General features: G+C 37.3%; 27 protein-coding genes and 1 pseudogene. 23 read left to right on the forward strand and 5 right to left on the reverse strand.

The features are described from left to right. Positions 1 to 105 precede the first annotated feature (105 nt). The gene (locus tag ACFSTH_RS16825; RefSeq protein ID WP_377775010.1) at positions 106 to 432 is read right to left on the reverse strand and encodes a hypothetical protein; all 327 of its coding nucleotides are present in this window, start codon (positions 430 to 432) and stop codon (positions 106 to 108) included. A 233-nt stretch (positions 433 to 665) separates the two neighbouring features. Further along, positions 666 to 917: pseudogene (locus tag ACFSTH_RS16830) on the reverse strand (transposase); the annotation flags it as partial. A gap of 91 nt (positions 918 to 1,008) precedes the next feature. Between ACFSTH_RS16830 and ACFSTH_RS16835 the strand changes: the two are divergent. The 9 genes from ACFSTH_RS16835 to ACFSTH_RS16875 all read left to right on the forward strand — a co-directional run bounded on the left by ACFSTH_RS16835 (position 1,009) and on the right by ACFSTH_RS16875 (position 7,402). Continuing rightward, entirely contained in the window at positions 1,009 to 1,158 is a 150-nt protein-coding gene (locus tag ACFSTH_RS16835; RefSeq protein WP_377775014.1) for a stalk domain-containing protein, read from the forward strand. A 143-nt stretch (positions 1,159 to 1,301) separates the two neighbouring features. Further along, positions 1,302 to 1,646 carry a hypothetical protein gene (locus ACFSTH_RS16840; protein WP_377775016.1) on the forward strand — a complete coding sequence of 115 codons (345 nt, stop codon included), beginning with the start codon at positions 1,302 to 1,304 and terminating at the stop codon, positions 1,644 to 1,646. A 713-nt stretch (positions 1,647 to 2,359) separates the two neighbouring features. Next, positions 2,360 to 2,992, forward strand: coding sequence for a hypothetical protein (locus ACFSTH_RS16845; RefSeq protein WP_377775018.1), 633 nt, complete (start codon positions 2,360 to 2,362; stop codon positions 2,990 to 2,992). Positions 2,993 to 3,009: 17 nt separating this feature from the next. Further along, the gene (locus ACFSTH_RS16850; RefSeq protein ID WP_377775020.1) at positions 3,010 to 3,603 is read left to right on the forward strand and encodes a hypothetical protein; all 594 of its coding nucleotides are present in this window, start codon (positions 3,010 to 3,012) and stop codon (positions 3,601 to 3,603) included. A 98-nt stretch (positions 3,604 to 3,701) separates the two neighbouring features. After that, complete coding sequence (locus ACFSTH_RS16855) at positions 3,702 to 3,887, forward strand: hypothetical protein (protein ID WP_377775022.1); 186 nt, start codon at positions 3,702 to 3,704, stop codon at positions 3,885 to 3,887. 769 nt (positions 3,888 to 4,656) lie between these two features. Next, positions 4,657 to 5,439, forward strand: coding sequence for an alpha/beta fold hydrolase (locus ACFSTH_RS16860; RefSeq protein ID WP_377775024.1), 783 nt, complete (start codon positions 4,657 to 4,659; stop codon positions 5,437 to 5,439). Positions 5,440 to 5,606: 167 nt separating this feature from the next. Then, positions 5,607 to 5,816, forward strand: a complete 210-nt coding sequence (locus ACFSTH_RS16865; protein WP_377775296.1) for a hypothetical protein — start codon at positions 5,607 to 5,609, stop codon at positions 5,814 to 5,816. A gap of 495 nt (positions 5,817 to 6,311) precedes the next feature. Beyond that, entirely contained in the window at positions 6,312 to 7,004 is a 693-nt protein-coding gene (locus ACFSTH_RS16870; RefSeq protein WP_377775026.1) for a M50 family metallopeptidase, read from the forward strand. 248 nt (positions 7,005 to 7,252) lie between these two features. Continuing rightward, the gene (locus ACFSTH_RS16875) at positions 7,253 to 7,402 is read left to right on the forward strand and encodes a hypothetical protein (protein ID WP_377775028.1); all 150 of its coding nucleotides are present in this window, start codon (positions 7,253 to 7,255) and stop codon (positions 7,400 to 7,402) included. A gap of 322 nt (positions 7,403 to 7,724) precedes the next feature. Here ACFSTH_RS16875 and lexA read toward each other — a convergent pair whose 3' ends face one another. Continuing rightward, positions 7,725 to 8,348: a transcriptional repressor LexA gene (gene lexA / locus ACFSTH_RS16880; protein ID WP_377775030.1), complete on the reverse strand. Its 624-nt coding sequence runs from the start codon at positions 8,346 to 8,348 to the stop codon at positions 7,725 to 7,727. A 160-nt stretch (positions 8,349 to 8,508) separates the two neighbouring features. On the opposite strand from lexA, the gene ACFSTH_RS16885 reads away from it, so the two are divergent. Continuing rightward, positions 8,509 to 8,892 (forward strand): LysM peptidoglycan-binding domain-containing protein, encoded by a 384-nt coding sequence (locus ACFSTH_RS16885; RefSeq protein ID WP_377775032.1) that lies wholly within the window; start codon positions 8,509 to 8,511, stop codon positions 8,890 to 8,892. 111 nt (positions 8,893 to 9,003) lie between these two features. On the opposite strand, the gene phnW is transcribed toward ACFSTH_RS16885, so the two are convergent. Beyond that, positions 9,004 to 10,104 (reverse strand): 2-aminoethylphosphonate--pyruvate transaminase, encoded by a 1,101-nt coding sequence (gene phnW, locus ACFSTH_RS16890; protein WP_377775034.1) that lies wholly within the window; start codon positions 10,102 to 10,104, stop codon positions 9,004 to 9,006. A gap of 303 nt (positions 10,105 to 10,407) precedes the next feature. Between phnW and ACFSTH_RS16895 the strand changes: the two genes are divergently transcribed. The 3 genes from ACFSTH_RS16895 to ACFSTH_RS16905 are packed head-to-tail and all read left to right on the forward strand — an operon-like array spanning position 10,408 to position 11,999. Beyond that, complete coding sequence (locus tag ACFSTH_RS16895) at positions 10,408 to 10,602, forward strand: DUF896 domain-containing protein (protein ID WP_377775036.1); 195 nt, start codon at positions 10,408 to 10,410, stop codon at positions 10,600 to 10,602. A gap of 55 nt (positions 10,603 to 10,657) precedes the next feature. After that, positions 10,658 to 11,170 carry a hypothetical protein gene (locus tag ACFSTH_RS16900; RefSeq protein WP_377775038.1) on the forward strand — a complete coding sequence of 171 codons (513 nt, stop codon included), beginning with the start codon at positions 10,658 to 10,660 and terminating at the stop codon, positions 11,168 to 11,170. Positions 11,171 to 11,204: 34 nt separating this feature from the next. Beyond that, entirely contained in the window at positions 11,205 to 11,999 is a 795-nt protein-coding gene (locus ACFSTH_RS16905) for an HAD family hydrolase (RefSeq protein WP_377775040.1), read from the forward strand. A 105-nt stretch (positions 12,000 to 12,104) separates the two neighbouring features. Here ACFSTH_RS16905 and ACFSTH_RS16910 read toward each other — a convergent pair whose 3' ends face one another. Beyond that, on the reverse strand, positions 12,105 to 12,650 hold the full coding sequence (locus tag ACFSTH_RS16910; RefSeq protein WP_377775042.1) for a 1,2-dihydroxy-3-keto-5-methylthiopentene dioxygenase: 546 nt from the start codon (positions 12,648 to 12,650) through the stop codon (positions 12,105 to 12,107). A gap of 149 nt (positions 12,651 to 12,799) precedes the next feature. On the opposite strand from ACFSTH_RS16910, the gene ACFSTH_RS16915 reads away from it, so the two are divergent. From ACFSTH_RS16915 to ACFSTH_RS16960, 10 genes are all read left to right on the forward strand, one after another. Beyond that, the gene (locus ACFSTH_RS16915) at positions 12,800 to 15,091 is read left to right on the forward strand and encodes a DEAD/DEAH box helicase (RefSeq protein ID WP_377775044.1); all 2,292 of its coding nucleotides are present in this window, start codon (positions 12,800 to 12,802) and stop codon (positions 15,089 to 15,091) included. Then, positions 15,088 to 16,347 (forward strand): ribonuclease H-like domain-containing protein, encoded by a 1,260-nt coding sequence (locus ACFSTH_RS16920; RefSeq protein WP_377775046.1) that lies wholly within the window; start codon positions 15,088 to 15,090, stop codon positions 16,345 to 16,347. Before ACFSTH_RS16915 ends, ACFSTH_RS16920 begins: the two co-directional genes overlap by 4 nt. Positions 16,348 to 16,370: 23 nt before the next feature. After that, positions 16,371 to 17,174, forward strand: a complete 804-nt coding sequence (locus tag ACFSTH_RS16925) for a TIGR01457 family HAD-type hydrolase (protein ID WP_377775048.1) — start codon at positions 16,371 to 16,373, stop codon at positions 17,172 to 17,174. 52 nt (positions 17,175 to 17,226) lie between these two features. Next, positions 17,227 to 18,042, forward strand: coding sequence for a DNA-formamidopyrimidine glycosylase family protein (locus ACFSTH_RS16930; protein ID WP_377775050.1), 816 nt, complete (start codon positions 17,227 to 17,229; stop codon positions 18,040 to 18,042). A gap of 60 nt (positions 18,043 to 18,102) precedes the next feature. Continuing rightward, a complete protein-coding gene (locus tag ACFSTH_RS16935) occupies positions 18,103 to 18,438 on the forward strand; it encodes a cyclic-phosphate processing receiver domain-containing protein (RefSeq protein ID WP_377775052.1) in 336 nt (111 codons plus the stop codon). A gap of 41 nt (positions 18,439 to 18,479) precedes the next feature. Beyond that, positions 18,480 to 19,496 (forward strand): SAM-dependent methyltransferase, encoded by a 1,017-nt coding sequence (locus ACFSTH_RS16940; RefSeq protein ID WP_377775054.1) that lies wholly within the window; start codon positions 18,480 to 18,482, stop codon positions 19,494 to 19,496. A 122-nt stretch (positions 19,497 to 19,618) separates the two neighbouring features. Next, positions 19,619 to 21,193 carry a serine/threonine protein kinase gene (locus ACFSTH_RS16945; RefSeq protein WP_377775056.1) on the forward strand — a complete coding sequence of 525 codons (1,575 nt, stop codon included), beginning with the start codon at positions 19,619 to 19,621 and terminating at the stop codon, positions 21,191 to 21,193. 78 nt (positions 21,194 to 21,271) lie between these two features. Continuing rightward, positions 21,272 to 22,819 (forward strand): ABC-F family ATP-binding cassette domain-containing protein, encoded by a 1,548-nt coding sequence (locus ACFSTH_RS16950; RefSeq protein ID WP_377775058.1) that lies wholly within the window; start codon positions 21,272 to 21,274, stop codon positions 22,817 to 22,819. A gap of 66 nt (positions 22,820 to 22,885) precedes the next feature. Further along, positions 22,886 to 23,581, forward strand: a complete 696-nt coding sequence (locus ACFSTH_RS16955; RefSeq protein WP_377775060.1) for a response regulator transcription factor — start codon at positions 22,886 to 22,888, stop codon at positions 23,579 to 23,581. Then, positions 23,581 to 24,948, forward strand: coding sequence for a sensor histidine kinase (locus tag ACFSTH_RS16960; protein WP_377775062.1), 1,368 nt, complete (start codon positions 23,581 to 23,583; stop codon positions 24,946 to 24,948). Before ACFSTH_RS16955 ends, ACFSTH_RS16960 begins: the two co-directional genes overlap by 1 nt. The last annotated feature ends 2 nt before the right edge of the window (positions 24,949 to 24,950 follow it).

Here is a 24,950-nt window from a genome sequence, read left to right on the forward strand (position 1 = left end):
TCTGTTTCTTAAATGCTGCTGTGAATGTTCTTCTTTGTTTGGACATGGTAGTAGTTCCGCTCCTTCATCTATTTCTTTTATTCTACTACCCCTTAATTTTTCTGTCTAACTTAGTATAGCCGATCCACCTTCTATGGATGCGAATGCACGAGAAACAAGCGCTGCATCTTTGTGAATACCTGCACTATGACCTATGATTTCTCGATTAAAAAAATCGATCAGGGTACATACATAGTTCCATCGACTACCCACCCTAACATAAGTGAGATCGCTGACTACCACGCGTTTTATTTCGGTTTGTTGAAACGCTCTGTTCAAGCTATTCTTCGTGTTATCTTCATTACTTGCCGCCTTGCTTGGCTTAAACTGAGCTATCGTATACGTAGATACTAGTTTCTTGTTCTTTCCGACTAATTCGTCGTCTAGATACAATTAAATCGAGTTCTTTTAACTTTAATTTTATCTTTCCAGTGCCATAGACCCTTCTATTTTCATGAAAGATAGTAATACTGGCTTGAATAATGTCGTCTTCGGATGGTCGTTCATTTGCTTCATAATAAACGTACTTCTTGCAATTTGTAGGACGTTACACATTGCTGATACCGAGTACTTATCACAATTAATCTGGATGATAGCTACGATCAATCCATGATCAGCGCTGCTTGCTTTAAAATGTCGTTCTCCATCTTAAGTTGCTGAATTTCTTTTCGTAGTGTGATAAGTTCGTTTTCTTCTGCGGATCGATTATCCTTTTCTTTGAAAGAACCTGTAGCTTGCGCTTGCTTAATCCATCTATCTAATGCTGATGATGTAAGCTCATATTCTTTCACAATTGCTGCTCTAGGTTTACCATTTTCATAGAGATCAACCATCTGTTTTTTAAATGCTGCTGTGAATGTTCTTCTTTCTTTAGACATGGTAGTAGTTCCGCTCCTTCTTCTATTTCTTTTATTCTACTACCCCTTAATTTTTATGTCTAACTTAGTATAGCCGATCCAAAGCGACAGCGTGGATGTAGTTGTTAATGGCAAGCTGCTAGACCAACAAGGTGTGCTTATAGACAATGTTACGTATGTACCTGTACGTGCTGTGGCTGATGCGTTGGGGGCTAGTGTTAAGTGGGATAGTAAGACGAGGACTGTTAATATTAATAAGTAGAGTGATGCCCGCCGACCTAAACAGGTTAGCGGGCATTTTTTGATTAACCCTTTAGTTTGCTGGAAAAGAATCCGTATTATCAGTCTGTTTTTAACGGTTTTATTAGGGTAAGCTTGAACAAAACTAATTGGGGGAATTAAAAAATGAATAAGAGAAGATTTACGAAGTTTGGTTTGTTGGTCATGCTGACGGCTGTGTTGATGTTTACTTCGTCAGTATCAGCAACGGGAACGGTGCCTGTTGCGAGTAGAGTTGTATATTTTTCTATACAAAGTAACAACCTTTATGGGCTAAACAATGCCGTTCAATATGCTACAGGGATTACCTTAAACATAAATAACTTATCCGACTCAGAAAATGATGTTATTGTTACATTGTACAAAAAAGATGGAACAGAATTTAATGAAGTGGGTTCTAATGAAAATGGGATATCGTCTTATTTCGTTCCTGGATCGAAAGTGACAATATCGCCGATATCAACTGTGTAATATTTTGCGACATTTGGTGAGTGGGCTGCAACAAACTACTCATGTGAAGACAGATCCACATTTGGTAAAATAACCATCTATACAAATAATGGTCCTATTATGGCGAGTGGGGAAGTACATGGTGCAAAAAGAATTACAGACACTTCGTCTACACCAAAAACTCTTCTGTATAATAACTCTACAATAATTATTAATGATGGAAATCCATTCTAATAAATTCAAAGTCCAATGCCTATGCTGTCTGTGGAATTGACCTGAATTAATAATTATTTTAATTATAAAAATTCGCAATGGGAAAGCGTTCCTGCGGCTTTAATGTCAAGTTTATAAATAGAGTAATGCCCACTGTCCTGTGATGGGGAGTGGGCGTGAAGTTTTAAATGGATGATTGTTGGATGGTATTAGAAGGAGAGTAGTGTATATTTTCGATAACACATAATATGGTATGGAGATGAGCAAAGTTGTTTTTTACATAACGGTATATTTCTAGTTTGTTACTTATTTCATTTTAGATATTCTTATATTAATAAGTGAAATATTTTAATTCTATTCTATATTGATCCAAACTTTGTGAATTTATAAACAATAAAATGTGATGGAAATTTTGTTAGTTATTAGGAACTAATTAGTAATTTTGGTATTGATTATTACACCAAACAACGTTAACGTTGGTATTGTTAATATTAACTAAAAATAGAATAGGAGGAATTATTTTGTTTAAAAAGAGATTTAGGGGATTTATGTTACTTGTTTCATGTATGTGCGTTGGTCTCATTTCCTTTAGTTTGTTTTCTTCGGTTTCACAAGCAACCTATTTTCAGTGGAAATGGAAAACAATTAGTTATCAAGGTGATGTTGTATTGAGGGTTAACGGAGATAACCTTCATTCTAGTTATTCAGGTAGCACTTTTACTAGAGGGTTGGATCTTTGGTCAAACAGCGGCGCAAATGTGACGATTCAGACTGCTCCTATTCCAACTTCTAATGTTGATATATTTGGTGTGGATAAAAGTACCTGGAATAAAAATGGTTGGGGTAATGGATATGCTTGGACGCAACCTTACAAAGATAATGGTTTAGCTTGTATGGCGTCACCGGTTAGTGATTATACAATACATTGTGGAACTGGATCTGAGGTTAACTATGCAGGAATTTTCACAAACGATGGAAATATTATCACAAGTTCTAAAAGAAAAGCATTGATAGCGCATGAACTTGGACATGTAATGGGTTTGGCTCACACAAGTTTCATAACAGCGAAATCGACTTCTTTAATGACAGCAGGTCTAGCGGGTGGACTGGTTCCATCAGCTTATGATGTTAGTGAAGTTAATAGTCGATATTAAAAGGAAGGAGGGAAATTATGAATAAAAAATATGTAGGAATAGTTGCTGTTTCATTGGCATTGTCTATTGTATTTGGGGGACTATTAGGAATTGCAAAAAAAGAAAGTCGACAAATAGTGGATTCGCATAATACCGCTGTATCATCTCAAAATTCTTCATTAGAAGATGAATTTTGGAATGTTGATTTAATTATACGAGGAACTGTTTTGGGTGAAGGAGATACTTATTCGAGAGATGCAGGTGTACCGATCAAAAGGAAATTTAATATGCAAATTACGCCAGCTACCATCCGAGTGGATAAAGTGTTGTATGGAGAAACAGACGAAACAGAAATAACATATTTACAACATGGTTCTACGGACAACGCAATTGAGAGTAAAAAAATGGTTAAAAAATCAGAAGAAGTTCTGCTAATTCTGAATAGAACTGATGATGGAACATATTGGTCATATAATTTTGACGATGGGATTTGGAGAATTGAGGATGGGAAAGTGAAATCTGATTCACAATCAGAGTTGTTGAATAGCGGCGACGGGAAAGAACAGCAATTAGAGAAGTTTATCAGTAAAATAACAAAAGCTGCTAAAAATAAAAGAAAAGCTAATGACTAGAAGGATTGAATTTTATTCCCCCCTATTCATCGTATAAAACAGAAGGAATTTTCATTTTTATATCGAAATTCATCATTAGAAGGGGGATGAATTTCGATATGAACAAATACATAGATAAAATTGTTGTTATAGAACTGGAATCAGGTGACATATACGAAGGTGCTCTGGAAGATGCTGACGGCGGATATGTAAAGATCACAAAAGGTGCTGAAGTGTATCATCTACCACGTCATGAGATCTTTGAAATAAAATTGGTTCCAAGTTTTGGATTTACGTATGAATAAAAAAGAGTCACGCATGGAAACATATCACATCCCTGGCGACTTATATATTGATTATTATAAATTGTTTTGGCAATGCATGAGCATCCCCGAAACGTCCCCCAAACGTCCCCCGATATAACAGAACGAAGCATTGTATAGCTAATTCATTTTTACGAATATGCTCAATCTATGCAGTATCACAGATGGTATACAACCATATCTAAATCAAGTACATATATCGGACACAAGTCCATCAATGGGAACGAGATCAGTATTTTCCGTTGTAAACTTGATGAAAAGTACCGTAGTGGTGCGGGTTTTGGGGGATTTTAGTTGGGGGGTATTTTCTGGGGAAGGGCTTAGATTTTTAATGTGCCCCCAGAATGCCCTCCTATTTTTTATGTTGCGAGTTAAAAACACTCTCAGTAGGGTGACCAAGTCGTTGACTTCTTCGGAGGTAGTGGATTGAACCCTCATAATTTGTGATCAGCTTGGTCGTATCTGCAGAATAATGGAGCTGGATCCTATTTTCTGTGTCGTTATTAAAAAGCGATACCAAGAAGCCACTGGCATTGAACCTGTGCTGCTTCGTCGTGTAGATCCCGCAGCCTAAATATAGGCTATGTTAAGTTTGTTAAGGATTCTCTTATTAAGCTCCGGGGCAGTAAAGTTAGTAAATAAAGTCCGGTTCAGCCGACATCGCGTATCAACAAAGAATAGACAATCACCTATGTTGCCTTAGATGAGTATCCTATTGTTAAAGCTATTTTAATTAGACGGAGGAAACAGCATGGGATACTTTGTTACTGTAGAACCAGGTGTGAAAATATATGTAGAGGATGTGAACCCAGAGGGGAGTAAAACAATACTATTTATACATGGTTGGCCTTTAAACCATAAGCAGTTTGAATATCATTTTAATATTCTTCCAGCAATGGGGTACCGATGTATAGGCATTGACTGGAGAGGTTACGGTAACTCTGATAAACCATTTAGTGGCTACAATTTTGACAGATTGGCAGATGATATCCGTGCAGTAGTAGGTGCATTGCAGTTAAAAAACTTCACATTAGCAGGACACTCCACAGGGGGAGCAATCTCGATTCGATATATGGCTCGCCATCAAGGTTATGGAGTATCCAAGCTTGTTCTTATAGACGCTGCATCTCCGACTAGTGTGCCAGAAGAACTTGCAAATATGTTCATTACAGGAACACTAAATGATCGTCCTAAAATGTTGCAAGGAGTAACGGATCTCTTTTTTTTCCAGTATATTACGGAGCCATTCTCGGACTGGTTCTTTCAAATGGGATTACAAGCAGCTAGTTGGTCGACTGCGGCAGTCATGACTACACTAAGAGATGAGAATGTGTACAATGATCTTAGCAAAATATTTGTACCTACATTAATTATTCATGGCATCCATGATAAAATCGTTCCCTTTATCAATGCTCAGGAAACAAATAAGCTAATTAAAAATTCACAACTTGTTCCATTTCAATATAGCGGTCATGGTGCTTTCTGGGAAGAACGTGACAAGTTCAACCAGCTATTAATGCAATTTATTGGCTGATCGTCTCTTTAACAAACCGGGGAAATTAATTTAGAATCAACCGCCTGATGTTGGGCGGATTTTTTTATGCCACAACAAAATAAAAAGAGAGACGCAGTAACGTCTCTCCGCTAACCAGGGTGACACCCCTGCATGAGATCATGTACAGCCGTGGCTACGATTTGCGAATGCATGTAGATGAATTACTGCAGCAGCATGAAGCTGAGATCATGCTTGGGATCATCGAGAGTAAGGAACAGTACCGCAAGATAATTAAGGCTGCTATCGCTCGATGGGTTCGTAATTTTCAGAAGGGCCATATCGAAATACAAAGCGTCGACAATTTACGTAAGTTGATTGAGCTAGATATTGAGTTGCAGAAGGATGACTTGAATTAAGTTCCCTTTCAATCTCATCAATGACAACTGAAAATTTCTTTATAAATTTGTTTTTGCTATCTTCTATCACTACATGGATCATAACAGCTACAAACATTGCTAATATTGCAAATGCAAGATGAGGTAATCGTTCTAAAGTATGAATTGAGTTTTGTAAAAATGATATCTTTACTTCTTCTGGGGAAAGAGAAGCTACGGAAACTACTATAGTCATTAAAGCTATAAGTAGTGAAGTTGTTATTATTACTCCATTAAAAACTTTAGATGGTATTTTTTCTTCACTATGAATATGTACAGAAAACTTGAGTTGCCTTAACCGTTCTGGAGATAGTTTTTTTATTTCTTCATACAGAAGATTTATATTTCTAATTAGTTGCTTGTTTCTTTTTTTAGAGAGTAGTTTATTTACTTTATGTCGGTGAGAGTGGATCGTCAAAGGATGAAAGATGTGATAAGATGAATCCACAATGTTTGACTTAGGAGGTATATATACCCATGTATGCATGGCTAAAAATGGCAGCGGTCTTAATTGTGACGGCTATGCTGACTCGATTAACCCCGTTTTCTTTCTTTTTCCGTAATGTGGATACATTGATCCATGAGCTGTCTCATGCATTGGTTACTTTAGTACTGTCTGGAAAGGTGAGGTATATTTATCTATTCAGCGATCAGAGCGGTGTCACACTGACTTCCTTCGCCAGTGCGTGGAAGGGGATTCCAATTTCATTGGCTGGTTATACAGGCTCAGCAATGTTTGCAGTTTTGTTGTTCTTTTTATTCGCTCATCGCAAAGTAAAGGCCGGTTTAATTGTCATTGCTTCGTTAGCTTTAATTGGACTTCTTTTATTTGTACGAAATAACTATGGCATGATGTGGAGTGGAGGATTTGTTGCAGTCACGATTTTAGTTTATGCTTTTGCTCCATCTTGGCTGCGTAACGGCTATTATTTGCTCATTGCTTTTATATGTTTAGTCGAGTCGGTACTTAGCTCTTTTACGATATTATCGATGTCGTTTTTATATCCTTCTATAGCAGGTGATGCGACAAATCTGAGCAATTATACGCATGTGCCAGCTTTCGTTTGGGGAATACTGTTCACGTTATTTTCCTTGTGGTGTGCCAAACATTCTACAATGTTACTGTTTCGTAAAGAACCAGAACCGATAGATGAAAGTTTGGGAATGTAACACGTCAATTAATTGTGAAACAGGGTACTCTACACTGTATTCCTTTACTTTTCGTGATTTCATTTCAATTGGGTCAAAATTACAAAATCTCATATGTTTCGAAAATTGGAATAAAAAATTATGACTGTGAAAAGAAGCTTTTTTAACACAAAGTGACCATAACTTAACTGTAAGTTGAAAAGTATCTTACAGTTTTTTATGCTATATAGCTATAGTACAATTGAAATTAATTATCTAGGAGGAGACTCTTGAAAAACATATTAGGGTTTATGATCTTGGGGATGGCTATTGCATACTTATCATTATTCTTAGGCACGTTTGGTTTGATCTTACTTGGTGGAGCAGCTTTTGGACTCCTACTATATATTGCAATTGCTGTTTCGAAAAATAATAAATAAAGTATATTGTAAAACTTTTCTTAAACGGGTGAAGGGACCATCTCCAATGCAGCAATGAATGCTACTAAGGAGTGGTCCCTGATATCACTTACAGACTATTTTGTTGCGGCAAGTTTAGCTTAAGCTGATATTAGCAGCAGTTGTTTTTGCCGAAGCCTACAAAGCTGCAAGAAATAATTACCAAGAGGATGAAAAGCACAAGAATTGAACCTGTGTTTGAGTGTGCACCACCGAATGCTGACATATTGTTCTTCACCTCCCTGCCCTGCGGATATAGTATAGGTTATGCACTATAGGGGGGAGTTGACTGGGTGTTTGTGTATTATTGCAAATCTCTAAATAAACCGATGACTTTTCCTAATATCGTCACATTCGGAAGCCGAATGGGCTGCATTGTTTCGTTCTCTGGTTGTAAACGAATATGATCTTTTTCTTTATAGAAAGTTTTAACAGTTGCTTCATCTTCCTCTGTCATAGCAACGACAACTTCTCCATTGTTCGCGGTTTGTTGCTGGCGAACAATAACGTAATCGCCATTATGTATACCTTTCTCAATCATACTGTCTCCAATAACGTTTAAAATAAATACAGTGTGTTCACCTACGAAATGAGTAGGTAATGGAAAATAATCTTCAATATTTTCTGTTGCAGTTATCGGTAATCCGGCTGTTACCCTACCAACTACTGGGACTGTTACGACAGGTAGTGGTGTAAAAGTGTCTTGATCTGATTCTTGATTAAGTATTTCAATAGCACGTGGCTTAGTTGGATCTCGGCGAATAAATCCTTTTTTCTCTAATCGATCCAGATGGCCGTGAACCGTAGAGCTTGATAGTAGTCCAACCGCTTCTGCAATTTCTCGGACGGAAGGAGGGTAGCCCTTATCTTTCACTTCTTGTTTGATGAAATCGAGAATCGCCAGCTGTCGTTTGGAAATTTTGGTCACGACAATCAACTCCATTCTTCATAATTAACATAAATTATAACATAGAACCGCCGTTCGTACAAACACAAGTTCTTGCGAACAAACATTCTATTTTTATCTTGAACCAAACGTGCGTTCGTGCTACAATCGAAATAGAACAAATGTTTGGGGAGATGACGAAATGTACATACATACAAGCTCATATAAGTCGATTTATGGTGATAATAGAACAGAAGAATCTAGGAAGTATTCGAATAAGGTTCGTTATATAAAGGAGTTTACTCGCCTACAGTCTAAAGTGGTTATAAATATTATCGTTTTAACATTGTTTTTGTCTATATCTGTATTAGTTACAATTAATGCTTCTGATCAATATTCGGATCAACCACAGGTTGGTGAATATGTCGTATTTGCGACTGCTGGCGATACATTGTGGTCAATTGCGCAGCAATATGGTCCAAATAATAAAGATGTTAGGCAACTAATCCATAAGATTAAAGATCGTAATTTATTAACATCATCCGAAATTTTAATTGGACAACGCCTTATTATTCCAAAATTCTGACAACTCTGTGGAACAGAAGATAAAACAATAGAGCGAAGCACTGTAACAATCGCACAGGTTCGCTCTATTACTTTACTATATATATTTGCTGTTGAAGATTAGTAATCGACGTTATTCTTGTCCTTTATATTGGGCAACCGCGACACAAAGCTCAATAATATCATTTGCATGGATGTCGCCAATATTACCAATTCTAAATACTTCTACATCGGATAATTTTCCTGGGTAGATAACAAAGCCTTTATTTTTTAGGAAATTATAAAAACCTAGAAACGTAAATGAAATATGTGTTGGATAAATAAAAGTTGTAATGATCGGTGACTGTAAAGCTCTTGGCAAATAAGCGGTAAATCCAGCATCGCTCATACTGTCTACTAGAATTTGTTGATTATTTTTATAGCGTTCGTATCTAGCCGCGACGCCACCTTCTTGTTCCAGCTCTAATAGAGCTTGTGCAAAAGCACGTACGATATGAGTAGGAGATGTAAAGCGCCATTTGCCTGGATCTTCTTGCATTGCTTGCCATTGATCATATAAGTCTAAGGAAAGTGATCGTGCTTGCCCTTTGCATTTCTCTATTTCCGTCTGTTTTGCAATAATGAAGCTAAATCCAGGTACGCCTTGAATGCACTTATTAGCACTACTGATCAGAAAATCGATATTTAGTTGTTCAGTTGCGATTGGGATGCCACCAAAACTACTCATCGCATCAACAATTGCAATTCTATGATGTTTTTTAATTGTATTTACAACTGCTTCGAGAGGATTTAAAATACCTGTTGTTGTTTCACAGTGTACCATCGCTACGTGAGTGATAGAAGGATCCGCTAGCAAATGCTGTTCCACTGTTTCTGCACTGATTTGTTCATTAGCTGCAAATATGACAGATTGATAAGGTATGCGCAATACGTGGCAGATTTCTTCAATACGTTTACCGTAAGCACCATTTTGTAATATGAGTAGTTTGCCTGATTGCGGAATAACTGAACCTAGTACTGATTCGACTCCAAAACTTCCACTACCTTGCATCAAAATAGCGGTATATTTTTCTTCCGAAGCTTCAGCTACTTCTAATAGTTGTTTTCTAATTTGTTGGACAATTTGTTTATACTCATCATCCCAAGTGCACCAATCTTTTAACATTACTTCTTTAACAGTTGCGGTTGTTGTTAATGGTCCTGGCGTAAGTAGTAGGTAGTGATCCTTCTTCATATTTAATACATCCTCTCAGCATGGATTAATTTGTTGGACAATTTGTTTTTAGTTGTTTTTTGTTATTATTAATTGTTTTTAATTTTACTTTTCTTTTTCAATTGTTGCAATGATGATTTATCTAATTTACAAAACATTAATAGTTTGTTTTTTGTTTTTTTTCGATAATAGGTCGCTATCTAATAATTACGTCATATTCATGTTACAATTTGATTGTTAAATGGATGTAAACTTGACAAGGGATAGGTAGAAATGTAAAAGTAGAATGGAGTATTTAAATCGTGAGAGGATGGGCTACTAGTAATGAATATCGATCAGTTGATAGCAAGAATAAACGAGTTGTCGCGCAAACAGAAAGCAACAGGTTTGACAACGGAAGAAGTGGTAGAGCGTGATAATCTACGACAACAATATTTACAAAATTTCAAAAGTAATATGCGTCAAGAATTAGACCGTATTAAGTTTGTTGATGAAGAAGAAGAAGGTCAGTTACATTAATTGTAGTTGTCCTTTTTTGCAGCATGATGGATAGAGAAGATATGGAGGGATGGGAATGTCTCGTTCTTGGGAACGTCAAGTTCGTAAAAACATGCAAAAAGTCAATCAAACACGTAAAAAGTCTGGAAATTCTCCTATTAGCTTGTATAGTGAGAAAGGTAAACAGTCTGTCTTTAAAGGAAGAAATTATGTTATTCCATTTTTATTAATTTTGTTTATACTTGGTTATTTGTTTATTGTTACGGCACAGCCTGATTTTGTGGCAAATGGTATGTTTTGGGTGACGGTTATCGCATATGTAGTGTTAGCAATAATGTTCTTTTTCCGTAGACCCTATTTGACTATTGGGAAAGATTTTGTACAATCAAGAAGAATAACTGGTGACAAAACGTTATACGCAACTGGTATTAAAGAAATACGCTTGCAAAAGGATTCTGTTGTTATTGCTCCAAAAACAGGTGCAGCATGGACATACTCCAAAGTGTTGAATCGTTTTGCGACAGAACAGATGGGACAAAAGCTAATAGAATTCGGTAAGAAAAATGATGTAAACGTAGTGGAACATTGATAATGAAGTAACGGTTGAGGAGAGACTAAATAAAATGACGAAAAAAGCAGTACTATTTGATTTGGATGATACGCTATTGTGGGATGAGCGTAGTATTAAAGAAGCGTTTGAGGCTACTTGTATGGAAGCTGCGCGTGTTGTCGATGTAGATCCAGAAAAATTAGAGGAAGCTGTTCGAATGGAAGCACGTGCACTATATGAAACATATGATTTCTATCCATTCACGAAAATGATCGGAATTAACCCTTTTGAAGGATTATGGGGAGATTTTAAAGCAGGAGATTTGGTAGATTTTCGTAAAATGCAAGAAATTGTTCCTACATATAGAAAAGATGCTTGGACAAATGGCTTAAAAAAACTTGGTGTTGATCATGCAGAATTAGGTGCGAAACTAGCGGAATTGTTCCCGGCAGAGCGTAGACAACGACCGATTATTTACGAAGAAACGTATGCAGTATTAGAGCAATTAAAAGGAAAGTATAAACTATTGTTGTTAACGAATGGTTCGCCTGATTTACAGCAAGAAAAACTAAGTGGTGTTCCAACATTAGCGTCCTATTTCGATCATATTGTTATATCTGGACAATTCGGTGAAGGTAAGCCGAAAGCGTCAATCTTTCAATATGCTATGGAGCAGCTACAGATAACAGCTGATGAAGGTGTGATGGTAGGAGATAAATTGACAACGGATATACTGGGTGCTAATGGGGTTGGTATGGATTCTGTTTGGCTCAATCGTCATCATGCTACCAGAAATGATGAAATCATTCCTACTTATGAAATTGAAAATTTGAATGAATTGTTACGGATACTAGCCGAGCAATCATAATCGATATATATAATAATGCAGACGGAACTGCTAATCATCGTATGAATCGATGGACAGTTCCGTTTTTTTGTTTATTATTATCTCATACTAAAGCTAAGACAATGATTAGTTCTTCGATTCAAATTGTGGATCAGCGAATGGATGAGCAATCCATCCTTCTGTTTCAATAAATAATCTAACAGCAACGATTTGACGATTGTCCATTAATGTAAAGAAATGAGGTTTGTGTTCAGGAACCGAAATAACATCTCCTGCTTCAAGCTCAACGTCAAAGTAACCTACATCTTTGGTGCCTTTAATGATAAATATACCTTTACCAGCTGTTATTGCTCTTACTTCGTCTTCTGTATGTGTATGCACATTTTCGAATTTTTTCAACAATTCATCTAGGTTAGGTGTTTCATCAGAAAGTGTAATAATATCCCACGTTTGATAACCGCGACGTGCTGCCAAATCACGAATATCACTGTCAAAGGTAGCTAATACTTGTTGCTTTTCTTCATCAGAAAGTACAAATTTGTTTTGTAACTCGGTAGGTAGTTTACTAGCATCCCAATGTTCATACAAAACCTCTTGTGTATCTAAAAAAGAGCGTACATTTTGTTCGCCTGTAATTCGTTCACCAGTGTTGCGTATTTTAATTTCAGCCATACTTATCCCTTCTTTCCCTATAGACATTAATTGATGTGTTTAAGTATAGCTAATTTTGATATTATTGTCGATATTGGATTGCGGCACGAACGTATATTCTGTACAATGAAAGTACTAGATGAATGCACGGAATGATAGAGGTGAACGAGATGAATGAATGGACAGGCAGAAGTGAAAGTTTACAGGATTGGTTAGAGGAGCTTCGGCAAGATAATGAAATAATGAGTAATATAGCTCACTGGAGGGTGATACCGCCCAGAGAGGCAGTTGTCAGTCCGTTACCAGAACAATTACATCCAAAATTGCAGCAGGCATTGATTAATCGGGGGATGGAGCAATTATATAGTCATCAATTCGCTTCGTTTCAAGCGGCTACTGCAGGCTCGCATGTAGTGACTGTAACACCAACGGCATCGGGAAAGACATTATGTTACAATTTGCCGGTACTACAATCTATTTTACAAAACGATGAAGCAAGAGCATTATATTTATTTCCGACAAAAGCGCTAGCGCAAGACCAGGTTGCTGAACTACATCAATTTATTGAAGCTATGGAAGCTGATATAAAGACGGATACTTATGACGGGGATACTCCACCTCAAGTGCGAGCTGTTATTCGTAACTCTGGACATATAGTCGTGACTAATCCAGATATGTTACATGCAGCTATATTGCCACACCATACGAAGTGGATCAAATTATTCGAAAATTTAAAGTATATTGTTATTGATGAAGTTCATGCGTACCGTGGTGTTTTTGGAAGTCATGTTGCCAATGTTATTCGCCGCTTGCTACGTATTTGTCATTTTTATGGTTCGAATCCACAGTTTATTTGTGCATCGGCAACGATTGATAATCCGCAACAGCATGCAGAGCGCTTAGTAGGTCGAAGTATGACATTAGTGAACAATAATGGAGCCCCGATGGGCGAAAAGCATTTTATTTTTTACAATCCACCCGTCGTTAATAAACAACTGGGAATTAGGCGGAGTAGTATACTAGAGACTAGAAAGTTAGCTACTAAATTGTTGGAACAAGGTGTACAGACGATCGTATTTGCTCGAAGTAGAGTGAGGGTGGAACTGTTACTTACCTATTTGCAAGATTCCATTAGACACAAGCTTCACAAAGGAACTATTCGAGGTTATCGTGGAGGTTATTTGCCAAAACTACGTCGTGAAATAGAAGCAGGTTTACGTTCGGGAGAGATTAAAGGAGTAGTGAGTACGAATGCACTCGAACTAGGAATAGATATAGGGCAATTACAAGCCTGTGTACTTCAAGGATATCCTGGTACGGTAGCTAGTACGTGGCAACAATCTGGTAGAGCGGGCAGACGACAAGAAAGTTCTGTTACGTTTATGGTAGCTAGTAGCAATCCTTTGGATCAATATATTGTACAAAATCCTGATTTTTTCTTTAATCGTCCGGCTGAGCAAGCATTAATTGAGCCTGATAATTTATTGATTTTGATTGACCATGTAAAATGTGCTGCTTATGAGCTTCCTTTTGTAAAAGGAGAGCAGTTTGGTGCAGAGCGTTTGGAAGATATGATGGAATTTTTAGTGGAAGAAAAGGTGTTACATGCTTCGGGCGATCGGTGGTTTTGGATGGATCAATCATTTCCCGCCAATCATATTTCGCTTAGAACGGCTGCTGCGGAAAATTTCGTTGTAATCGATGTTTCGAACCGAAATCAAGTAATTGGTGAAGTGGATCGGTTTAGTGCGCCAACGCTCATACATGAAGAAGCTATTTATTTGCATGATGGTTTACAATATCAAGTAGAGAAGCTGGATTATGAGGAGAAAAAAGCATACGTCCGACGAGTAGATGTCGATTATTACACGGACGCTAATCTTGCGGTTGATTTAAAAGTATTACATATTGATCGAGAGCGGATCATTGGTAATATAGCATGTTCGTTAGGTGAAATAACGCTGCATGCTAAACCGACTATTTTCAAAAAAATCAAACTTCGCACTCACGAAAATATAGGTTCTGGACCGATTCATTTGCCAGAAGATGAGCTTCATACGAGTAGTTATTGGTTTTCGTTTGCTGATAGTGTTACAAATCAATGGAATAAACAACAGTTACAGTCAGCTTTACTAGGTTTATCAAACGTATTAGTTCATATTGCTCCAGTGTATTTGATGTGTGATCCGTTTGATATAAGAGTTGTTCCTCAAATAAAGGCGATTTATACGAATAAACCTACTATATTCTTTTATGATAGATATCCAGGCGGCATTGGTTTAAGTAAGCGATTGTATGAGGTACATACGGATTTATTAGAGCAAGCGTACACGTTACTTACACAATGTAGATGCGAAGCTGGCTGCCCTGCCTGTGTAGGTCCCGTTGAAGAAGTAGGATTACAAGGAAAACAATTGGCATTGCAGTTGATCTTTGGTGAGGAAACGGAGACTATGAAATGAGTAATTTATTGCGTAGCAGGCTTAATAGACTATCTGGCAACCAAGAAACGGTATCTAAAGTAGATGATACTGCCAAAATGCCTAATGACGAACAAAGTAAGGTATGGGCTCAATTAGGTGTGTTTACGGAAAATACGCCTCATGGATCTTTTTTGTTGCGGAAACTAGCTTACTCCTTAGAACACATACACGGTGCCTATCAGTTGCAGCAATTGTTAGATATTATTCCTGCACTTACCGTCTTTGATCCCGGTCAGCAAGTATCAAGTGAACAATTACTTTTCTTTGATTTGGAGACGACAGGACTTGGGAGTGGATCGGGGAACATTCCGTTTATGACATCGATCGGCTATGTAGCACAAGAACAATTTATTATCGAACAAGCATTGATTTGTCATCCCGTAGAGGAGTTTGCTATGCTATCTTATATGTTAGATAAGATGAACTCCTATTCCTATTTGGTTACTTATAATGGAAAAAGCTTTGATTGGCCTTTGTTGCAAAATAGAATGGTAATGAACCGCTTACGACAAAAACAATGGCAACCTAAACATATCGACTTGTTACATCCTTCTAGGGCGGTTTGGCGTAATACACTGACTTCATGTAAACTAAGCTATGTTGAAGAGAAACGATTGGGCATTGAACGAGTAGATGATGTACCGGGGTCATTAGCTCCTCAATTATATTTTCAATATTTAGCGGAGCAAAATCCTACCGTATTAGAAGGTGTTTTTCGTCACAACGAATGGGACATTTTGTCGCTTGCTACGTTGCTTACTCGTTTTGGTCAATTGCTTAGCGGACAAGAGGAGCAAAAAGCAGCTAAACCTACAACATTTGAAGAATTAGTTCGTACAGGCTTGTGGTTAGAGAAAATGAACGTACCTTCTTTAGCGGAACCATTGTATCATTTAGCCAAAAAAACGGAAGATTCGACAGCAACAGCGCTTATATTATTAGCTACGCGTCATAAGAAAGCTGGATATTGGTCGGAAGCTGTGTTATTGTGGCAGAAAGTCATTATAATGAATAGTAGCTCTATAGAATCAAAATTGGAATGTTACGTGGAAATAGCAAAATTTTTTGAGCACCGTGAAAAGAACTTTACCGTAGCGCTTCAATATATGAATGATGCAGAACAAATGCTGGTCAGTAATCGTTATAGTCATTTATTAACAGAAAAAGAAAGAAATTGGTTGCAGCAATGCAGGCATAGAATGAATAGACTACAGAATAAGTTAAAGGTATTGTAGTGAAGTGAAAGAGGTATAGTAAAATGACAACAAAGATTGGCTTTTTAATTGATTTAGATGGTACTATGTATCATGGTGGTCACCCAATTGAGGGCGCACCTGAGCTAATTGCATACATGCATAAACAACAGATACCTTATCGATTTGTCACTAATAATTCATCTTTATCAGCAGCGTTAGTGGCAGAAAAACTTAATGAGATGAATATAATAGCGGAACCTTCTCATGTGTGTACTTCAGCAGACGCAACTGCCGCATATATAGCGAAACGTCAGCCGGAAGCTAAAGTGTTTGTAGTTGGTGAACAAGGATTACATACATCGATCGCATTAGCAGGATTACATATATCTAACTACGAATCGATGGATGAAGTTGATTTTGTAGTGCAGGGAATTGATCGACAATTTACTTATGAGAAATTAGCGAAGGCTGTTCAATTGATACGTAATGGTGCTGTATCTATTATGACCAATCCAGACCGATTGTTACCGTCGGATCATGGGTTTATTCCAGGAGCTGGTTCACTTGGTGCGATGATCGAGACAGCGTCTGGTGTTAAACCACTAATTATTGGTAAGCCATCGTCTATATTGATGGATTTTGCTATTGCAACGATGGATGTAGATAATCGGGAACAGCTTTATGTTGTTGGCGATAATTTAGCTACGGATATAGCTGCAGGTTACGCCGCTGGTTGTAAAACGATATTAGTTTATACGGGATTAACCACACCAGAAAATTATGAACACTATGCTCAAGATGCGGGATATAGACCGCATGAAATTTATAATAATTTACTTGAGCTTAAACAATGGTTAGAAGTATAGCATATAGATAGAAGAACGACTAACAGAATTATTGGAGGGAACTAGAGAACCTATGTACGAACTGCCAGAAATCGAATATTGGAAAATGATATTGGCCGGTCAACTTTCCGGCAAAACTATAGAGCATATTAGCACGCCAGATAAAGTAATGCACAAGCAATTAACAGGGATAATCAAGCAAATACAAGGTGTTCTTGTATGGCATATTGAACGTAGAGGACTGTATCTGTCATTTCACTTAGATAACGGTCAACGTTTTGTAATAGAATTAAACAATGACACAGCTATTTCCATTATTTCGACTAAAGAACTACGTGACAAAAAGCCTAAGTCATTAAATGTTCATTTTTCAGATCAAGTATTGCAATTACAAAATATTTCTGTTGAGCAAATACAGTTAATATCGGTTAGAGAAGCAGAGCAACAGTTTAAGCCACTTGGATTAGATCCACTTGATCGCTCTTTCACATTAGAGAGAATGCAACAAATTTTTGCGCAGAAACGGAGTTCAATAAAAACAGCTTATTTAGATCAAACACTAATTGCTGGAATCGGTGATAAATATAGTGATGAAATAGCGTTCGCTGCTCGATTGTCTCCTGCTTATAAAATGAACGAACTTACGTCAGAACAATGGGAATCATTGTACGAGGCAACAAGAAATGTGTTGAAACAAGCAGTTGATCACTACATTGCATTGGATTGTCCAGTATATGAGCCAACAAGTAATTTGGATCAATACAAAGAGCATTTGCAAGTATTTGAGCGCGAAGGTATAGCGTGCCCTAATTGTAAACAGCCGATTGTTAAGAAAGTAATTGCTCGTAAAAAAACGTATCTTTGTCATACTTGTCAACCGACTAATTAATTTTTAGTAATTTAAGTAAAACATTAACATTGTTATGGTAAATAGAAGGGAGGTGTCGCGGTGATTCACGTTTACTTGGATGATTTTCGTTCATGTCCCAAAGGTTTTGTATTGGCGAAAAATGTAGAAGAATGCAACATGTTAATTGACGATAATGCAATAGATATTTTGTCGTTGGATTATGATCTCGGTTGGGGAGAACCCCATGGTATCGAAGTTGTTAGACATATGATTGCAATGAGAAGGTTTCCACGTAGTATTTATTTGCATACATCCAGTGTTGCTGGTCGAATTCAAATGTATGATTTGCTTGTTAAACACATTCCTGAAACGACGAAGTTATACGGAGGAGCGATGCCTTCTTCTATTTTATCTCATGTTGCAGCTAATGGTTAAATTGTTTAACTATAAACTTTGCCACGAAAGAGGATTGGATTGTGAATCAATGGATCGTAACTGCTAATCAACATTATATTCATTATGCAATGGAAGAATTACGACGTCTTATTCCGGACGCTAGTTTTACTCCATTAGAAATAGGAACGGTCTGCCACCTTACTACTGACCTAACCATCGAACAACTAAATGATTTGATCGTACAGCAGCCACCTATTTTTGTACGTCATTTGCAGCCTGTTACGAATCAGTTTACTTTAATGGGCAACGTTGAGGATATTGAACAGATAGCAGAAACGGTACGATACAGCGCATTATTGCAACCTAATTGTACAACTGCAGTTCATGTACGGATTGACAAAGACAGTATATATACGTATTCGATTGTGGACACGAAAGCTATTATAGATGCGATATTAGTAGAGCGGAATATTCCGCTGACGATGAGCAGCCCACAAACGATTGTTAGTGTCTATGTGTCTAAGCAACAGGTTTATATAGGGGTAGCTACTCCAACAGAGATGTTATCTGATTGGCCGGGTGGAGCGATTCGTTTTCAACGAGAAGAAAATCAAATCTCTCGTGCAAAGTTTAAACTACTCGAAGCAGAGCGTATATTTTCTTTAGATTTTAGTAGTTATCATACGGCGTTAGATATTGGTGCAGCACCAGGAGGATGGACTTCATTATTATTGGAGCGGGGCTTAACGGTCACTGCGGTTGATCCTGCCGAGCTTCATGAATCGATCCGTCAACACCCAGCGTTAACCTATTTGAAGAAAAATGCGAATGACGTGAAATTTCCATCGAATCATTATGACTTGTTAGTATGTGATATGAGCTGGAGCCCTCTTCTGATGAGTCGATTAATACTGCAATTAGAAGGAGCACTTCAGCCGTCAGCCATTGTCATTGTTACGATTAAATTAATGCACAAAAAACCACTTCAAACGATAAAAGAAGTAATAAACCGCCTACAAGCAGAGTTTCATTTGGAAAGAGCAAAACAGTTGTTCCATAATAGAGATGAGATTACATTATTTTTACGCAAAAAATAGTATAAAGGTAAGCAGAAAAGCATTCTGATGAATTAGTGTTCCACTAATTCATCAGAATGCTCTTTTTATTTAAACAATGAAAGTGAGGGATAGTTATGGAAATAAAGTCGGGAGATATTATAATGAACCGATATGAATGTATTCGGAAAATAGCGGATGGTCATAGCAGCTATGTGCTAGAAGTCAGTGATTTACAGTTCCATCGCATAAAACGGATAATGAAAATAAGTACTGATCACGAGTATATCGGTCAAATAGTTAATGAAGCTAGGCTGTTAGCCTCTTTACAGCATGATGCGCTACCTATTGTATATGATTATAGTTATGAACAATCACCACCTTTAGCATGGATCATATTAAATGTTATCGAAGGCAAAACATTAGAGCAATGGATGGAAACTGAATTAGTGATAGATTATAGGTTGCTTTTACAAATTGCTGAACAACTAACGAATGTCATTAGTTATTTGCATCGACAACCGATTCCTATCGTGCATCGTGACTTGAAACCATCTAATATTATGATGAATGAACGTGGGAAAATCAGTGTAATTGATTTTGGAATTGCCATGCCATTGGAAACAAATCAGATGCTTGATACGACGTTTTTCGGTACGCTCGGTTTTGCTGCACCTGAACAATATCAAACCAACAATGATGAAGCTTACACAGCTATAGATACTGGTGTTGACATTTATAGTGTAGGAGCAGTACTACGTTGGTTGTTATCTTTCTATTACAAGGAAATAGGTACTGATTCTAATACAGCTCACAATTTACTTAGGGAAAAACAAGTGCACAATGAATTTTACAACATAGTAGACGAACTGATGGTTAATAATAGACAGCTTCGGATTGCTTCGATCGATGACACTTATCGCAAACTGAAACAACTGCAACAACGGTTGCCTTCCGCTCTTGCTCAGGGAGAGAACGATAGAACAAACATCATACAACAACCTTATATCATCGTTATAACTTCGTTAAATAAAAGTGCAGGAGCAACATTTGTAGCACACTTATTGAGTGAATTGTTGGCAGTTGATAGAAAGGTCACCATAATTGACGGCGGAGAGGAAGTGTTACAATCGCAGTTAGCGGTAGGAAATTATAAATTGCAAATAAGTCATGGTAATGGCTATCAACCGTATCAGTTGTTTCGAGCTAGCAATTTGTCGATTGATTATTTTGTGAAAAGCGTAAATATGGAGGATGAAAGTAATCGGATCGCAAATTATCGTTCTATAGTCGATGAATTGCAGCAACAGATGGTGATAAGTAAATTAATGGAATATCGTCATGCTACAGTTATAGTAGATTTGTCCTATAGAAAACAAGGTAATTTGTGGAACTATTGGATGGACAAAGCAGATCATATTGTTGTCGTTGCTGATCCGTTTTTGTCTACATGGTCAAATGATAGACTAGAAATAGTTGAAAGTATGTTATCTCAGCTGCCAAAGCGAACTATAAGTTTTGTTGCGAACAAATGGAGTAGATTTGGCTATGAACACCAATGGCTTTCTTATTTTCCAGAAGCGCCAATAGTTAAGTTGCCATATATAGATTTGCACAAACGATTACAGTATACTTGGGCTAGTCAGTGGATCACAAGTGACAAAAACATGCGAAATATGTTAGGAAAAGCGATGAAACCGTTGATAAAACGGTTGCGAATGGAACACAATACAAGCTAGAATAGTTATGTTACAATAGGATAGATTTATTGCAGTAAACATCAATGATTATTAATTTCTAGAATGGAGTAAGCTTTCATGAGTTTATTAACAGTGGAACAATTATCACATACTTTTGGTGATCGTATTTTATTTAAAAATGTTTCGTTTCGACTCCTTGCTGGAGAGCATGTTGGGTTAGTTGGAGCTAACGGTACGGGGAAATCTACCCTGATGAACATATTAACAGGTAGTATATTAAAAGATGAAGGAAAAGTAGAGTGGACACCTCGCATCCGCTATGGCTATTTGGATCAACATACTAAACTAGAAGCCGGCAAAACAATTCGCGACGTACTGAAGGATGCTTTTTTACCGATGCTGAAGCTTGAGGAAGAATTGCATGCGGTGACAGAGAAAATGGCGGATGCAGATCCGGATGAATTAGAATTATTGCTAGAGCGCATGGGTGAAATTCAAGAAGAGTTGGAAATTGGCGATTTTTATTTAATCGATGTAAAAGTGGAAGAAATGGCCAACGGTCTTGGATTAGGGGCGATCGGGATTGATCGTGACGTTGTGCAGCTAAGTGGTGGACAGCGGACAAAAGTGCTACTTGCTAAATTATTGTTGGAGAAACCGATGGTGTTACTGTTAGATGAGCCGACGAACTATTTGGACGAAGAGCATGTGACGTGGTTAACAAATTATTTGAAAAACTACCCGTATGCTTTTATTTTAATATCTCACGAAACAGAATTTATGAATGACGTAGTTAACGTTATTTATCATTTGGAGTTTGCCAAGCTAACAAGGTACACCGCTAATTATAATAAGTTTTTGGATATGGCTGATATGAATAAAAATCAACATATTGATGCCTATGAAAAGCAACAGGAATTTATTAAAAAACAAGAAGATTTTATTCAACGGAATAAAGCACGATACTCTACTTCAGGACGAGCGAAAAGCCGAGAAAAGCAATTGGATCGATTAGAACGCATTGACCGTCCAGAAGAAGCAGCTAAACCTGTATTTCAATTTAATGAAGCACGTACAAGTGGGAAAACTGTGTTTGAAGCGACTAATTTACTAATTGGTTATGACAGACCGTTATTGCCTCAGATGGATGTATTGATAGAACGTGGAGATAAAATTGCGATTACTGGCTGTAATGGAGTGGGAAAATCTACGTTATTAAAAACGATATTGGGTGTTATTCAACCATATAGTGGAACGATTTATCGTGGTGATTATTTGCATCCTGCATATTTTGAACAAGAAGCAAAAGCTCCAACGTTAACACCGCTGGACGATGTGTGGAATGAGTTTTCTTTTATGAACCAACATGAAGTACGGGCAGCTTTAGCTCGATGTGGGCTCAAAAATGAACATATTACACGATCTTTGAATCAATTAAGTGGTGGGGAACAGGCAAAAGTAAGGCTTTGTAAACTGATGCTACGAGAAAGTAATTGGGTTTTATTTGATGAGCCGACCAATCACTTGGATGTTGTAGCAAAAGCAGAGCTTAAACAAGCTTTGAAAAATTATAAAGGTACTATTATCCTAGTTTCGCATGAGCCGGAGTTTTATACCGATTGGGTAACCAAAGAATGGAACGTGGAGCAATGGTCGTTAACGTGAACTTGCAATTAAAGACTAGCCTATATATGATAAGTTTATCTTAAAGAAAAGAAGGTGAGCTTTACTATGAATGAACGTGTTCTTGTCGTTGAGGACGAAGCGGGTATTGCTCGCGTATTACAATTAGAATTAGAGCATGAAGGATATATAGTAGGGGTAGCTGCGGATGGACGTACTGGTCTTGATATGGCGACAAATGCAGAATGGCATTTAATGTTATTGGATGTGATGTTACCAGAAATGAGCGGTATGGAAGTATTACGTTCTGTGAGACAAGCTGGTAATCCGATGCCTGTTATTTTATTAACTGCTAGAGATACAGTTCCAGATAAAGTAAGTGGTTTTGAATTAGGAGCTAACGATTACATTACAAAACCGTTTGCGATGGAGGAATTGTTGGCAAGAGTTCGTAATATTTTAAGAATATTTCAACAGAATCCTAAAGAGCCAGAAGGTTCAGATATAATTAAATTAGCAGATTTAACGATAGAATTACGTACAAGAAAAGTTTATCGGAAAGAATCATTAGTTGAACTTACACCTCGCGAGTTTGAGTTACTTGTTTATCTCGTTGAAAACTGTAATACTGAAAAATCTCGTGAAGATATTTTATCAGAAGTGTGGGGATATGACTTTATTGGTGAAACCAATTTAGTCGATGTGTATATTCGTTATTTACGTCAAAAGTTGGATAAAGGATATCGTCATAAATTGATTCACACTGTACGTGGTGTAGGATATATGATTAAGGAGCCCGATTAATGACACTGCGTAGACGATTTACGCTATTCACTATTTTTTGGCTTATATTAATTTTAATCTTTTTCAATATATTTGTTTACTTTTACGTGATTAAAATTACAACGAATACAGAACAAGAAGTAATTGCGACGAAGGTAAGTTTAATGATGGAAAATCCGCGAATATTAAGTGGACGTGGATTGAACTCGGCTGATTTACTTAATGAATATTATAATGTGAACGAGATGATCCGAATTATATTACCTAATAATCGTGTAGTGAATATAACCGGATCAGATCCTGTTCTATTAGAGTTGCCCGCAGTATTTGAAAATAAAATGATTTCCGGTATGGTGATGAAAAGTGGGGAACGTATTTTATATACAAGGGTCCCTATTCGTGAAGAAGGCAATATAATCGCTATGTTGGAAGTAAATCGGATATTAGATGAACTCGATGATTACTTACAAGTGCTTGTGGCAGCATTGAGTGTTACTAGCGCAGGTGCTATTTTGTTTGCCATATTCGGTACGTATTGGTTTACATCAAGACTTACTTCCCCGATTCAAAAAATGGTGAATACGATCCGTGAAATTGATCGAAGTGGAAAATTGAGACAAATATCGATTAATAGTCGAGAAGAGTCTGCGGAATTAGTCCATTTGGTACGCGCGTTTAATCAAATGATTGAACGATTGGATCGGACGTTCGATAGACAAAAACAGTTTGTTGCTGATGCTTCGCATGAACTAAAAACACCTCTTACGGTTATTAGCAGCTATGCTGGTATGCTTAAACGTTGGGGAAAAGATGATGAAAATTTACGTAGTGAAGCGATAGAAGCTATTAATAATGAATCGGTTCGCTTACAAAATTTGATCAAGTCGATGCTAATGTTAGCGGAAGCCGAACAAGAAGATTGGTTAAATATACAACAATTCGATGTAGTGATGATGGTCGATGAACTTGCGACAATGATGCAAACGACGTTCCAACGCCAAATCCGGGTAAAAGCACTATCGAAATCTGTTCAGATGCAAGGAGATAAAGAAAAGGTTAGACAGTTACTTGTCATTTTACTAGACAACGCTATCAAGTATTCCAAAGAACCGATAAGCGTCTCGATGGCTGTATCTCGGGGTGTTGTTAAAATAGAAGTAAAAGATCGGGGAGTCGGAATTCCGGAAGACGAACAACCACATTTGTTTGAACGGTTTTATCGTGTCGATGGAGCTCGTAGTAGAACAACAGGTGGAGTTGGACTAGGATTATCTATTGCAAAACGAATTGTAGATATGCATGAAGGAAAAATCGATGTATATAGTATGCCAAATTCAGGCACAACGATCACACTTCATTTCCGCCAAAAAATTAATGGGAGGGGATAGTG

The organism is Paenibacillus yanchengensis, from assembly GCF_042684845.1.
GTDB classification, from domain to species: Bacteria; Bacillota; Bacilli; order Paenibacillales; family Paenibacillaceae; genus Pristimantibacillus; species Pristimantibacillus yanchengensis.